Source organism: Mucilaginibacter phyllosphaerae, from assembly GCF_004378255.1.
GTDB classification, from domain to species: domain Bacteria; phylum Bacteroidota; class Bacteroidia; order Sphingobacteriales; family Sphingobacteriaceae; genus Mucilaginibacter; species Mucilaginibacter phyllosphaerae.
Genome location: NZ_SNQG01000001.1, coordinates 737839 through 750834, shown reverse-complemented (window position 1 = coordinate 750834; position 12996 = coordinate 737839). Strand labels below are relative to the sequence as shown.

The window sequence follows — 12996 nt, the reverse complement described above, 5'->3', positions numbered from 1 at the left end:
ATCTTAAAAAAAAATTCTAAACAAAAGCGCCCCGTTTTACGAGGCGCTTTTTTATTTTTGATGGTATGATGTTATCAGGCAGCCCTATTGGTGTATTTGATTCGGGTATAGGTGGCCTTACGGTGTTTCGTTCTATCGTGGCGCAATTGCCTGGTTACGATTACATCTATTTGGGCGATAATGGCCGTGCACCTTATGGCAACCGCTCATTCAATACCATACATCAGTACACCTGGGAGTGTGTACAATGGATGTTTAAGCAAGGCTGCCCGCTGGTAATACTGGCCTGTAATACGGCATCTGCCAAAGCCCTGCGCACCATACAGCAACAGGACCTGCCCCAAAGCATTTATGCCGATAGGCGCGTATTAGGCGTTATACGCCCTACAGCTGAGGTTATAGGCAGTTATACCAAAAGTAAGAATATAGGTGTGCTGGGCACTAAAGGCACTGTTCAATCATGCTCCTACTTATTAGAGATAGAACACTTTTTCCCGGAACTTGCGGTTTACCAGCAAGCCTGCCCGCTTTGGGTGCCCCTGATAGAAAATGGCGAGTATGATAAACCCGGTGCTGATTATTATGTGCAGCTTTACCTGGACAAATTAATGCAGCAATCGGTAGATATTGATACCATCCTGCTGGCATGTACCCATTATCCCTTGCTGCAGGATAAGATCAAAGCACACTTGCCTGCAAATATCAATGTAGTGGCCCAGGGTGATATTGTAGCTGCCAGCCTGGCCGGCTACCTCCATCGTCATCCGGAAATAAAACAAAATATCAGCGAAAACGGAAGCCGCATATTTTATACGACCATTGATGATACGCCCGAGTTCGATCATCACGCCTCGCAGTTTTTTGCAGACGAGGTAAAAAGCAGCTATGTAGATGTTAAGGAAGGGTGCTGATTATAAATAAGCAGCTATTAAAGTATCAATCCGTGCTTTGTGCAACCCATTTATATTTATTACATTTCCTTCTCAAGTTCTGCTTTTAATTGTAGTCAATTGAAGCCGATCTAAAGTTTTTCTCCGTGCTGGCTAATATCCAATCCCAACACCTCGTCTTCCTTAGACACACGCAGCGGCGAGATCATATCGGTAACCTTTAATAATATCACCGAGCCAAAGAATGAGAATATAGAGGTGGCTACCAAAGCCATCAACTGGATCAGAAACAGGTGGGTGTGGCCGAAGAAAAGCCCCTCGCCGGTTGTATTGGCAGGATTAACGCTTTGGCTGGCAAATACGCCGGTTAATAACATACCCACCATGCCGCCTACACCATGGCACGGGAAAACATCCAGCGTATCATCAATAGTGGTGCGTGTGCGCCATTCCACCACCAGGTTACTCACCACGGCAGAAATAATACCAATAGCCAGTGAATGCGGTACGCTTACAAAGCCTGCTGCAGGGGTTATCGCTACCAAACCTACCACCGCGCCGATACAGGTACCCATAGCAGAGGGTTTGCGGCCGCGCAGCATATCAAAAAATATCCAGGTAACACCTGCCGCAGCAGATGCCGTGGTGCTGGTAGCCAGCGCCGTTACCGCCAGGTGGTTGGCACCAAACGCCGAGCCTGCGTTAAAACCAAACCAACCGAACCATAAAAGGCCGGTACCTATCATTACATAGGTAATGCGGGCAGGTGAGTGATTGGCTTCGTTACGGCTTTTTAAGAACAGGGCCGATGCTAAAGCTGCCCAACCTGCAGACATGTGTACAACGGTACCGCCGGCAAAATCCAGCACCCCTAATTTAGCTAAAACACCATCAGGGTGCCAGGTAGCATGTGCCAATGGCGAGAATATAAAAATGCTGAACAGCACTAAAAATATAATGTATGAATTGAAACGGATGCGCTCGGCAAAGGCGCCGGTTATCAGCGCCGGGGTAATAATGGCAAATTTTAACTGGTACATGGCAAACAATAATAGGGGAATAGTTGGTGCAGCCTTCCAGCTGGCATTGCCCAACATGCCTTTCATCATAAAAAAGGTAGATGGGTTACCAATTACACCGCCAATGCTATCCCCAAAGGCCAAACTGAAACCAAATATGCCCCACATTACCGTAATGATAACCATACACACTATACTTTGCAGCATCGTGGATATTACATTCTTTTTATTTACCATACCGCCGTAAAAAAAGGCAAGGCCGGGTGTCATGATCAAAACCAGGGCGGTCGACATCAGCATCCAGGCAATATCACCGGTATTAAAATTAGATTTTACCGATTTATCATATTCAACCGACGGAAAAATAAAAGTAAGCGCTAAAATGACCAGGATTACAAAAAAAGGGAAGTAACGTTTCATATCAAATTAAAACCATTTAGTTTAAACGGCCTCAATTTATACTTTTTTTATAACAATAATTACAAAAAATTAAAATAATGGAAACAATTACAGGAATTTAATTAACAAATCTGGCAAAATGCCAAATATTATTAACAATAATGCAATCACAGAAGAAAAAACTACTAAATTAGTAGAATACGAAATTTCATTCGGGGTAAATTCACTTCTTTTCAAAAATAAGTTAAGTGGCACTTTTAAATAATAAAAAAGTCCAACAACGGTTGTTACCGCCCCGGTGATGAGCAGGGCCAGCAGCCATACATTATGCGTTTGCTGGTAAACCCCGTAAACTGCCGAAAACACAAATACCTTACCCGTAAAACCCGCACTGACCGGGATTCCAGTAAGGGAGATGAGCACCACCACAAAACAAACGGAGGCCAAAGGGTATTTAAAGCCGAGGCCTTTATAATCGCTCATGTTGGTAATGCTCTCGTTATTTTCAAAGTAGTTAGCTAATGCCAGGGCGGCGATATTGGCCAGGCCATACATCAGCAGGTAATAGGTTAAAGCGGTTAGGCCCTGCGGGGTAAAGGTTACCAGCGCCATCAAAGCAAAACCGGTATGCGCTATACCCGAGTATGCCAGCATTCGTTTTACGTTATTTTGTAAAACGGCGGCAAAGTTACCCACCACCATCGTCAGGATGCCAATGGCAGACAGGGTCAGCCTAAAATCAAAACCCTTCCAGTTGGTGTAAAACCCTTGCTGCGCCACAAATGGGGCCACAAAATTTACCACCAAAGCAAATGCGGCAATTTTGGGTAAGGTAGATAGATAGGCCGTAACCGGGGTGGCAGCACCTTCATAAACATCGGGCACATAAAAATGCACCGGTACAAATGATAGCTTAAAGCCAATACCAATAAACACCAGCGATAACGCGAACGACACACTGAAGGTATTGGTTTGCATCAGCCCGGCGGCCATTTCTTTGCTGTACACATCCAGCGAGCCGCTGTAGGCATAGATGAGCGAGATGCCATACAGCATTACTGCAGATGCCGCTGCACCAAACAGCACATATTTTAAACCTGCCTCGGTAGTTTTTGCATTTTCGGTACGATAGGATGCCAGCAGGTATGATGCAATAGACACAAATTCGATAGCCAGATAAACCGAAAGCAGGTTAATAGCCATAGTCATTAGGTGCAGCCCTAATACCGAGCCTATTACAATGCTATACAGATCCGACAGCCCTTTTTTGTGTTCCTGCAGTTTTTTATCCCATGCAAAATAAAGCAGTAAGGCAAAGGCCAGTATGTCAACAATAAATTTAAAGGCTATGGCCGTGCGGTGCAATACCAGCATACCGTTAAATATGGGCAATGCATAAGCACCTGTTAGGGCTACCTGCTGCAAATCTTTAAATATCACCAGTAAAATACCCGCGCTTGCCACTATGCGGCAAAGTTTGGCAGATTTTTTACCGAACAATAGATCCGTGACTAATACGATAATAAACAATACGGTTAAATAAACCTCGGGCATAAAAAGGCCTATGCTGCTTATTACATCATTTATCTGGCCGGTAATATATGGTAGCAAGTCCTTCATGTATGTTATTTACCTAAGGCGTTTTGCGTAAAGGCTACCAGCGCTAATACAGAATCATTTATTTTACCCAGCACCAGTGCAGGCATAATACCCAATGCCAGGGCAATCAATGCCAGCGGCAGCAGGGTTACGGTTTCGCGCAGGTTCAGATCGGTTAAGGCTGTTTTCCAGATCTCGCCGCCTTTTAGGGATATAGTGCCGAAGAACATGCGTTGCAATGTCCATAAAAAATAGGCAGCACTTAGTAAGATCCCTACCGTACCGCAAATAGCCATCCAGTAAGGTAACAAGCCATTTACCGAGTGCGATTTAAACGCACCCGCCAGCGTGAACGCCTCGGCCACAAAAGCAGAGAAGCCCGGCAAACCCAAGGATGCAAAAAACGCTACCATTACATAAACCGTGTAACGCGGCATCAACGTACCCAACCCGCGGAAATTATAAATATCCCGGTCATGCACCCTGCCATAAATAACCCCCACCAAAAAGAATAGCATGGTTGATAAAAAGCCATGGCTTACCATTTGCAGCACTGCACCGCTGATACCTTCGGCCGTATTAGAGGCTATTCCCAACAGCACAAAACCCATGTGCGATACGGATGAATAAGCGATCATCCGTTTCAAGTCACGCTGGGCAAGGGCGTTGAATGCCCCATATAGAATGGAGATAACTCCTAATAATCCTAACCAGAACGCGCCGGATAAAGCTACTTCCGGGAAGATGCCCATACAGATCCGGATAATGCCGTAACCGCCAATCTTAAGCAGCACACCTGCCAGTATAATAGATACCGGTGTGGGTGCTTCTACGTGTGCATCGGGCAGCCAGGTATGCAAAGGCACAACCGGTACCTTAATGGCAAAGGCAATAAATAATATCACAAAGCCAACCGTACGTGCAGGCATTCCCAGTATGGTAGCGTGGTTTAATACCGAGAACACCGAACCATCTATATAATTGGCCGGGTTCATCATGTGGATCATGTTAAAAGTATGGCTGCCTGTAACAGGGTCTTTTACCGACAGGTATAAACCCACCATCACCAGCAACATAAATACCGAACCAAATAATGTGTACAGGAAAAATTTGATGGCCGCATACTCGCGCCGTGCACCGCCCCACATCCCTATCAGAAAATATAATGGCAACAGCATCAGCTCGTAAAAGGTATAGAACAGGAAGAAATCCAGCGCACAAAAAACACCCATTACGGCCATATCCAGCAATAAGAACAGTGCGAAAAATCCTTTTAGGTTACTGGTGATCTCCCAAGATGCTATGGCTGCTACCACCATTACTAAGGCGGCCATTACCAATAGCGTTACTGATATGCCATCAATCCCTACAAAATATTCTATCTGCATTTTGCCCACGGTGCCCAGGTCCAGGCTTATCCAGGGCAGTTTTTGCATAAACTGGTACTGCCCTTCGTTGCTGATGCCTGCGTGTGCCGCTCCTGTTTGAAAATGCAGGTAAATGTAGATGCTGAAACATAACTGCAGTAGGGTAGCAAACAACGTAATGTATTTGAAACTTGCACGCAGCGATGATGGCAGCAACAATATTACCAGGCCAAACAATACAGGCGTAAAAATAAGCAGGGTTAATAAATTCATCAGGTCCAGATCAGTTTAAAGATAAACACAGCAATAAGCACCAGCAGCATACTGAATAAATAATATTGAATTTTACCGCTTTGAAACCGGCGGGCAAAATTACCAATGGCTGCTACTAAGTTAGCTATCAGGTGCAAAAAGCCATCTACGATGTATTTATCGCACCAGGCGGCAAGGCCGGCTATGTTACGGCTAACCTGCTCCAGTTCGTTCACAAAGCGGTCTATAATATTTTTATCAAACCAATAAAGGGCTTTACTCAGCCATAGGATAAAGGCCACAATAACCCGGTTATAAAATTTATCGATATACCATTCATGGTATGATAAACGGTATAAAAAGCCAGTTTGCGGGAACGACCAGCTATTACGTTTTACATAAACTACATAGGCGCCATATATCACCACCACGCTTAATATCACTACCGTTACCGGGATAAGCACATGATACAGGTTCTCTCGCGCAAAGAAATTAGCTTGCAGAAAACCTTTGTACAACCAGGCATCTTCATAAAACACCGGGCTGTATGAAAACAGCGGAAACAAACAGCAAAGTGCCAGAAAAACCAACGGTACTTTATATTGCCAGCCACCATCGCCCAGGTGGATGTGGATATGCGGGTTCATTTTTTGCAGGCGGAACTCGCCAAAGAATACCTTTACGATCAGCCTGGCTACATAAAATGCAGTTAACCAACTGGTGAAGAGTGCCACATATGGGATAAGCTTTAAGATGCCCGCCCGGTTGTCACTCCAATCAAACGCCTGGATGAGGATGCCATCTTTAGACAGGTAACCCGATGTAAGCGGGAAACCCACCAGTGCCAAACCGCCAATTAAGGCAGCTATAAAGGTAACCGGCAGTTTTTTACGCAAGCCGCCCATGTGCAGGATGTTTTGCGGGTCGATGTCAAGATGGTTATCATCCTTAATGTGTTTCATTTGGTGGATAACAATACCGGCCACCAAAAACAGCAAACATTTAAAAAAGGCATGTGTAGCCAAATGGAACAATGATGAGGAATATGCCCCAACGCCCATCGCCATAACCATAAAACCTAATTGCGATATGGTAGAGTAGGCCAAAATGCGTTTCAGATCGTTTTGTGTAAGGGCGATGGTTGCCGCCATAAATGCGGTAAAGCAACCTACCACAGCCAGCACGGTAAGCTCGGCATCGTTAAACATGGGGTAAACCCTGCCTAATAAAAAAACGCCCGCAGCCACCATAGTAGCTGCATGTATCAATGCCGAAACCGAAGTTGGACCCTCCATGGCGTCCGGCAACCAGGTATGCAAAGGAAATTGTGCCGATTTTGCCGCAACAGCCAAAAAGATGCCGCCGAAAGCTACATATTGCCAAACAGCCGGGATGCTGCCCGAGGCAGAAACCCATTGCCCGTTGGTGATATTGGATAAGGCAATCAGGCCTTTAGGGCCAAACAGCGCTTCCAGATCAAAAGTGCCAAATTGGGTGAATAGGATGATGATGGCGCTTAGTAAACCGATATCGCCTATCCTGTTCATGATAAATGCTTTTTTGTTGGCGATGACGGCGCTTTGGCGGGTGAACCAAAAACCTATTAATAGGTATGATGAAAAACCTACCAGTTCCCAAAAGGCATACAGCATGATCAGGTTATCGGCCACCACCAAAGCCAGCATACTAAAACAAAACAGACTTAAATAGCTAAAATAACGGCTGTAGCCCTCGTCATCTTTCATGTAGGCGGTAGAGTAAATATGTACCGGCAGCGCAATAACAGGCACCAGCAGCAATAACATCACCGAAAGGTTATTCAGCAAGATGCCCGCCTGTACTTTGGTAGCCCCTATGGTAAACCAAACCTGTTGCAGGTGTATAGTGTGGCTGCCCCAAACTTTAAAAAACACATTTGCCGCCAGCACAGTGCTTGCCACAATAGCCAATGTAGATACCCAGCCGGCCGCCTTGCTTTTGCCCAGCAGTAAAAAGTTTACCACAAAGGCAGCGAAGGGCAACACCACTGCTATAATAGCAAGGGTTACGGTTTGCGCATTGTTATATGGTAGATTTGGGTTCAATTATTATTTTTTCTTTTAGTAGTAATTATAATAGCACCTGTTTTTGCTTTATCCCCATACGCTTTAATGGCATCTGAAGATTGCATTACTTTAATATCGATTATATTTTTAGGATTTAGCCATTTTGGCTGCTCTTGAAAACCTATCCCGTCAACTACATATAGCGGAGCAGAATTATTAAACATTGGACCACAATTCCATCTGATAACTCTAATCGAATCCGCAGCCCGTTTCTCTGCCTGCGCAAATGCACTAACCGATATAAAAATAAATAATATCCCAACCAGCTTTTTCATCATCAATTGGCGGGCTGGTTTAATTCAATGGTTAAGGTTGCCGGAGTACGGTTTTTACGCGTACCTTTCGCAGGTGCAAATGTTGCTGATAAAGGATCTGCATGATACACCTGCAATAATTTGATCAGATCATCTTCGTTACCGCCGGTTAAGGTGGTGCCGTCGCTGAGTACATATTGCATGCCGTCGTCCTTGCCGCGGCGGCTCCGAATATAGCTTTTATAGGCTTTGGATAATGTGCCAAATTTCCACTGGTACAGCTTTTTGCCATAAACTTTAGTGGTTACATTTACGGTAGTGTCGTTATCTTTCGAGCCTGCAAATTTGGGCTGTATCAGCGTATCTATACTTAGTATTTTGGATTGATCCAGATCTTCTACCTTGCCGTAGGTAACTTCCTCGTTAAACATAAATGGCTTTTGCTGCGGCCCTGTTTTTGGCAACGGTAAAGCATCATAGGCTAAATTTGCCGGCAAATGCTGTTTTGTTTTAATGATGATGGCACCCGCAGCAGCCTTTGGCCCGTACATAATACGCGCGCCTTTTCGCTTAATTACCGATACATCTGTAATGTTATCTACCTTCAAATCTGCCAGCCTGCCATTGTAAACCGTATCGTTAATTATTATAAATGGTTTCTCCTGTCCCTCGGGCGGGTCGGTCAGTACAATTCTTTTATCGGCACCCATACTTACGTATTGAAATTCGCGCACAGGTTCCGGCTCTGGCTCTTCCTCGCGCACAGACGCCCGGTGCCTGGCGGTATGTTTGGCGCGTTTTTTTGCACGGCTTTTCTTCCGTTGTGCAGATGCATTAACGGATAACAGTACAAGCAATATGATCAATATGCGCTTCATCAATCTTTTAACTGGTTAACTTTATCAGGATTAATCGTTTTATATTTACGATACACATTTAAAATAATGGCCAGTGCCACCGCCGTTGTTGCCGCCGCCAGTACAATAGCGAAAAGTGCAAACATCTGGCCGCCGTTGTTCATACGGTCATACTTGCCAAAGGCTACCAGGTTTAAAATGGCGGCATTCAGCATTAGTTCTATCCCTATCAAAATCTGGATAGCGTTCTTTTTAGATACGATGATGAACAGGCCGGTGCAAAACAGGCCTACACTTACCAGCATAAAATCGTTAAGGCCTATCATACTTTAGCCTCCTTTCTGGATAAGTGCGCCGAACCCACCAAAGCCACCATCAGCAACACCGAAATCACCTCGAAAGGCAGCAAATAACGTGTCATTAAATTAACGCCTATATCATTAATGCCTGTGCCATTAACCGGTACCACATTCTTATTTAAAACAGAAGCCTTTACCCAGGGCAGGTTATTTACATCGGCTTTAAACACCACATTCAGCATTACCACTAAAAACAGGGCGGCCAGTAAAAAGGCGGGGAAATTATTCAGGCTGATGAATTTATTGCTTTGCTGTTCTGCTTTAACTAAAGCCTCCTTGCCGGAAAGCATAAAAGCAAATAGTATCAGCACTAAAATACCGCCTACGTATATCACAATCTGGGTAACGGCCACAAAATCAGCCAGGGCCAAAACATACAAACCAGCTAAACCAAACAGGGTCACAAAAAACATAAAAATGCTGCGTACCAGGTTTTTCCCGGCGGCTACTACCAGTGCCGAGCCCAGCGTTACCAACGCCATCACGTAGAACATGATCTGTACTAAATTCATGCGGCGCCTCCCTTTGCTTTCATTGCGGCTTGTTTGGCAGCTTGTTTTTCGGCGTTTTGCTTTTCCAGCAGCGCCCGTTTTTCGGCTGCTATCTCTGGCGACATATCCGAAAACTCATAGGTAAGGTTACTCAGGTCGAATACCGTGCGGTCGTACTCGTTGGTCATTACAATGCACTCGGTTGGGCATACAATAGTACACAGGCCGCAGTACATACATTTAGCCATATCAATATCAAACTGGGCGGCGTAAAGCAGTTTTTTCGATCCATCGGATGTTTCGCCGATACTGCCTTCGGTGGATTTTATCGATTCGATAGTAATGCAGTTAACCGGGCAAACCTTGGCGCACAGGTCACACACAATACAATCGTCAATCTCTACATCCAGCTGGTAGCGGCCCACTTCGGGCACGGGTAATTCCTGTTTAGGGTATTGGATAGTATTGGTATTATTAAGCTGATGGAAGTAATTATCGTCGGTTATGGGCATCACCCGGCGTTGGGCGTTTGATGTAAACATCGCCTTCAGGGTAAGGGATAGCCCTTTCCATGCCGTTGTAAAACCGTTTATTGCCCTTTTTATCAAAGTCTAAATGCTAATTACTAAATTCTAAAAACTAAATATCGAACATCAAATTTTGAATTTCGAATAACGATTTCGATGTTCACCACTATTTCTTCTCAATCCCAAATCATCATTCGTTATTGAAGATTCGACATTCCATATTACTTCTGATCTCTAATCACACACCACTAATCTCTCTCCCACCTACATCACCCACAGCCGCCATACGCCCGATATCAGCATACATAAAAATGCCAGGGGGGTTAGTACCTTCCAGCACAGGTTCATGAGCTGGTCTACCCGCAGGCGTGGCAGTGTCCATCGTATCCAGATCTGCACACCTACTAACAGCAACGTTTTTAGCAAGATCCATAGTATTCCCCAGGCAGCATTGGTTGTCCAACTTGCTAAATGTAACGAACCTATATTAGGCAGCGGGGTATTCCATGCGCCTAAAAATAAAATTACGCCCACCATCGATACCAAAAACATCATGGAATATTCGGCCAAAAAAACCAGCGCGAATTGCAATCCGGTAAACTCGGTATGGAAACCCGCCACCAGTTCAGATTCCGCCTCGGGAATATCAAAGGGGGCGCGGTTACTTTCTGCCAGCGAGGCAATAAAATAGATGACAAAAGCTATCAGCAAATGCGGCGCCTGGAAAACGTTCCATGACAGGAAACCGCCAATGGCCGATACATCCCAAAAACCCAAAAACTTTGCCTTATCAGGCGATAGGATGCCTTGCAGCATGGCTATATCCTGCAGATTTAAGGTTTGCGCCACCATTACAACGGATATGAGCGCAAAGCCAGCCGGTATCTCGTAAGAGATGATCTGCGCTGCAGAACGCATAGCCCCCAGTATAGAATATTTATTGTTTGATCCCCAACCGGCCATCAGGATGCCCAGTGTTTCGATGGATATGATCGCGAAGATATAGTACAACCCGATGTTGATATTAGCGGGTATGAGCCCCGGCCCCCAGGGCAGGGCAGCAAAGCCCAGGTAAACGCCAATAAATATAATGGCAGGTGCCGCCAGGAACAAGATCTTATCCGCCGCCGCCGGGATGATCAGTTCTTTTTGGGCCATTTTCATCATATCGGCCAGTACCTGCAGGGTGCCGTATTTCCCCGTTTCTGTTGGGCCAAGGCGGTTTTGTATAAAGGCGCTCACTTTACGCTCGGCATAAACGCCAAACATGGTAAACAGGCCAACAAAAGCAAATAAACCTGCCGCTACAATAAAATATGTGAGGTAAAAATTCAAGGATGTTTGCTTTGGCTGCAAACTTAATAAATGCTAAGGATAGTTGACTGTTTTGGTAGTGGTTTTTTGATGATGCCCCTAACTGTTTCGCTAATTGTGGTTTGATTGCCCTATTGGCGAGTAACGTATGCCCGGATATGGTGCATAAGTATATTAAAAGATAAAAAATTAATTGCCTGGTGCAACGCAATAAGCTTTAATTAAGGTTAATGGAATAACCCATTTTTTATCCGGTAAGGAACGAGGTGTATGCAATACAAATAGCGCGCGATTGGATGTGCCGGCATCAGGTTCTGGGTTTGTGACCAAATTTGAATTGTCTTCCAGCTATCTTAGAAAGTTTCAGGTACAAAATGTCGGAGGGCCAGTTCATGACTAACTTTGGATACTGGCAAAAGAATTGGGAGAGTTTAATTAAAATATTATTGGTGAGATAATTGTTATCCAATCCTTTTATGCAGAAATAGATAAAAATAAGCGCTTTCACCATCATGCCCTTTCAAACAAACGACAGCGAGAATAAGTATTTTACGCTTTGTATGTAGCTGACAAATATATTTTAGAAGATTTCTCCTCATAACTCATTTGAAATGAAACTCTTTATGTCAGTCTGAGCATATCGAAGACTTAACAAAACGGCTACTGGTTCGACAGACTCACCAAAGTTTTAGCCATACAACTCCGGTTTAAACCTTTTCGCTAAAAATCCTGTTGCTTTTTGGGTATCGATCTCTGCAACAGTAACCCCCGTTTCGCCATATGGCTGATGCGCAATGCAAACGCCATCCGGCGCAATGATAGAGCTGGTAGCCTCCTGGTATTTCATAGCGTAGCCAACGCTGGCAAAGTAAATCGTGTTTTCCATAGCGCGCATCATCATGGCCTTTTCGTAGTAGGGGCTTCGGTTGTGGCCCCATTCGGTAATTTGTTTGCCGCTGATATCGCTGCCGGTAAGGTGCGGGTGAAAAACCACCTGTGCGCCTTCGCGTGCGGCCCATCTTACTGATTCGGGATAGCGGAAACCCTCATGGCAAATGGTGATGCCAAATTTTAATCCTTCAATTTCAAATAGTCGGCGTTCAGTTCCGGGTGCCCAAAATCGGTCTTCGCTTGGGTCTAACTGGTTTTTGGTTTGGTAACCCAATACTTCTCCTTTGGCAGATATTACCTGTGCTACATTCAAAAATAGTTTATTTTCATACCAATCCATAGGGGTAATGATGGCGATGGCGTTTTTTGCGGCTATTTCGCATACGCTGTTTAGTGCCGCTTGTAACTGTTCTGGCGTTGCTTTTTCGAGCTGATGATCGGCAAGGGGATAGCCGGGAATAAATGATTCCGGGAAGCAAATTATCTTGGCTCCCTGTTGTGCGGCATCTTCAGAAAGGGTATCAACCTGGGTTAAAGCATTCGGTATAGAAGTTGGGAATAAGGGCGAGGCGACTGCTATGATCATTAGGTAAATTTAGGGATTATCAGCATAAGTTTATGAAATATTATTCAATATGGGGTCCTCTACGGGGTAGCTTTACCTAAATGCTC

The 12996-nt window shown here is 44.8% G+C and carries 12 protein-coding genes; 1 reads left to right on the top strand and 11 read right to left on the bottom strand.

The features are described from left to right. The first annotated feature begins 65 nt into the window (after window positions 1-65). A complete protein-coding gene (gene murI / locus E2R65_RS03125) occupies window positions 66-911 on the top strand; it encodes a glutamate racemase (RefSeq protein WP_444980205.1) in 846 nt (281 codons plus the stop codon). A 110-nt stretch (window positions 912-1021) separates the two neighbouring features. On the opposite strand, the gene E2R65_RS03120 is transcribed toward murI, so the two are convergent. The 11 genes from E2R65_RS03120 to E2R65_RS03065 all read right to left on the bottom strand — a co-directional run bounded on the left by E2R65_RS03120 (window position 1022) and on the right by E2R65_RS03065 (window position 12910). Next, the gene (locus E2R65_RS03120) at window positions 1022-2329 is read right to left on the bottom strand and encodes an ammonium transporter (protein ID WP_134335008.1); all 1308 of its coding nucleotides are present in this window, start codon (window positions 2327-2329) and stop codon (window positions 1022-1024) included. 87 nt (window positions 2330-2416) lie between these two features. Next, on the bottom strand, window positions 2417-3928 hold the full coding sequence (locus tag E2R65_RS03115) for an NADH-quinone oxidoreductase subunit N (RefSeq protein ID WP_134335007.1): 1512 nt from the start codon (window positions 3926-3928) through the stop codon (window positions 2417-2419). A 5-nt stretch (window positions 3929-3933) separates the two neighbouring features. Continuing rightward, a complete protein-coding gene (locus E2R65_RS03110; protein WP_134335006.1) occupies window positions 3934-5547 on the bottom strand; it encodes a complex I subunit 4 family protein in 1614 nt (537 codons plus the stop codon). Further along, window positions 5547-7610, bottom strand: coding sequence for an NADH-quinone oxidoreductase subunit L (gene nuoL / locus E2R65_RS03105; RefSeq protein ID WP_134335005.1), 2064 nt, complete (start codon window positions 7608-7610; stop codon window positions 5547-5549). Before nuoL ends, E2R65_RS03110 begins: the two co-directional genes overlap by 1 nt. Further along, the gene (locus E2R65_RS03100; protein ID WP_134335004.1) at window positions 7607-7909 is read right to left on the bottom strand and encodes a hypothetical protein; all 303 of its coding nucleotides are present in this window, start codon (window positions 7907-7909) and stop codon (window positions 7607-7609) included. The genes nuoL and E2R65_RS03100 overlap by 4 nt, the downstream gene beginning before the upstream one ends. Next, window positions 7909-8763 carry a hypothetical protein gene (locus E2R65_RS03095; protein ID WP_134335003.1) on the bottom strand — a complete coding sequence of 285 codons (855 nt, stop codon included), beginning with the start codon at window positions 8761-8763 and terminating at the stop codon, window positions 7909-7911. The genes E2R65_RS03100 and E2R65_RS03095 overlap by 1 nt, the downstream gene beginning before the upstream one ends. Continuing rightward, on the bottom strand, window positions 8763-9068 hold the full coding sequence (gene nuoK, locus E2R65_RS03090) for an NADH-quinone oxidoreductase subunit NuoK (RefSeq protein WP_134335002.1): 306 nt from the start codon (window positions 9066-9068) through the stop codon (window positions 8763-8765). The genes E2R65_RS03095 and nuoK overlap by 1 nt, the downstream gene beginning before the upstream one ends. Beyond that, complete coding sequence (locus E2R65_RS03085) at window positions 9065-9613, bottom strand: NADH-quinone oxidoreductase subunit J family protein (RefSeq protein ID WP_134335001.1); 549 nt, start codon at window positions 9611-9613, stop codon at window positions 9065-9067. The genes nuoK and E2R65_RS03085 overlap by 4 nt, the downstream gene beginning before the upstream one ends. Further along, window positions 9610-10200, bottom strand: coding sequence for a NuoI/complex I 23 kDa subunit family protein (locus E2R65_RS03080; RefSeq protein ID WP_229704602.1), 591 nt, complete (start codon window positions 10198-10200; stop codon window positions 9610-9612). The genes E2R65_RS03085 and E2R65_RS03080 overlap by 4 nt, the downstream gene beginning before the upstream one ends. A 183-nt stretch (window positions 10201-10383) precedes the next feature. Further along, on the bottom strand, window positions 10384-11454 hold the full coding sequence (locus tag E2R65_RS03075; RefSeq protein ID WP_134335000.1) for a complex I subunit 1/NuoH family protein: 1071 nt from the start codon (window positions 11452-11454) through the stop codon (window positions 10384-10386). A 667-nt stretch (window positions 11455-12121) separates the two neighbouring features. Continuing rightward, window positions 12122-12910: a carbon-nitrogen hydrolase family protein gene (locus E2R65_RS03065; RefSeq protein WP_134334999.1), complete on the bottom strand. Its 789-nt coding sequence runs from the start codon at window positions 12908-12910 to the stop codon at window positions 12122-12124. Window positions 12911-12996 lie beyond the last annotated feature (86 nt).

Excerpts from the sequence above, each read along its gene's own strand:
- E2R65_RS03120 (WP_134335008.1), bottom strand. The coding sequence starts at position 2,329 with ATGAAACGTTACTTCCCTTTTTTTGTAATCCTGGTCATTTTAGCGCTT.
- E2R65_RS03085 (WP_134335001.1), bottom strand. The coding sequence starts at position 9,613 with ATGAATTTAGTACAGATCATGTTCTACGTGATGGCGTTGGTAACGCTG.
- E2R65_RS03065 (WP_134334999.1), bottom strand. The coding sequence starts at position 12,910 with ATGATCATAGCAGTCGCCTCGCCCTTATTCCCAACTTCTATACCGAAT.
- E2R65_RS03100 (WP_134335004.1), bottom strand. The coding sequence starts at position 7,909 with ATGATGAAAAAGCTGGTTGGGATATTATTTATTTTTATATCGGTTAGT.
- E2R65_RS03095 (WP_134335003.1), bottom strand. The coding sequence starts at position 8,763 with ATGAAGCGCATATTGATCATATTGCTTGTACTGTTATCCGTTAATGCA.
- E2R65_RS03115 (WP_134335007.1), bottom strand. The coding sequence starts at position 3,928 with ATGAAGGACTTGCTACCATATATTACCGGCCAGATAAATGATGTAATA.
- E2R65_RS03110 (WP_134335006.1), bottom strand. The coding sequence starts at position 5,547 with ATGAATTTATTAACCCTGCTTATTTTTACGCCTGTATTGTTTGGCCTG.
- nuoK (WP_134335002.1), bottom strand. The coding sequence starts at position 9,068 with ATGATAGGCCTTAACGATTTTATGCTGGTAAGTGTAGGCCTGTTTTGC.
- murI (WP_444980205.1), top strand. The coding sequence starts at position 66 with ATGATGTTATCAGGCAGCCCTATTGGTGTATTTGATTCGGGTATAGGT.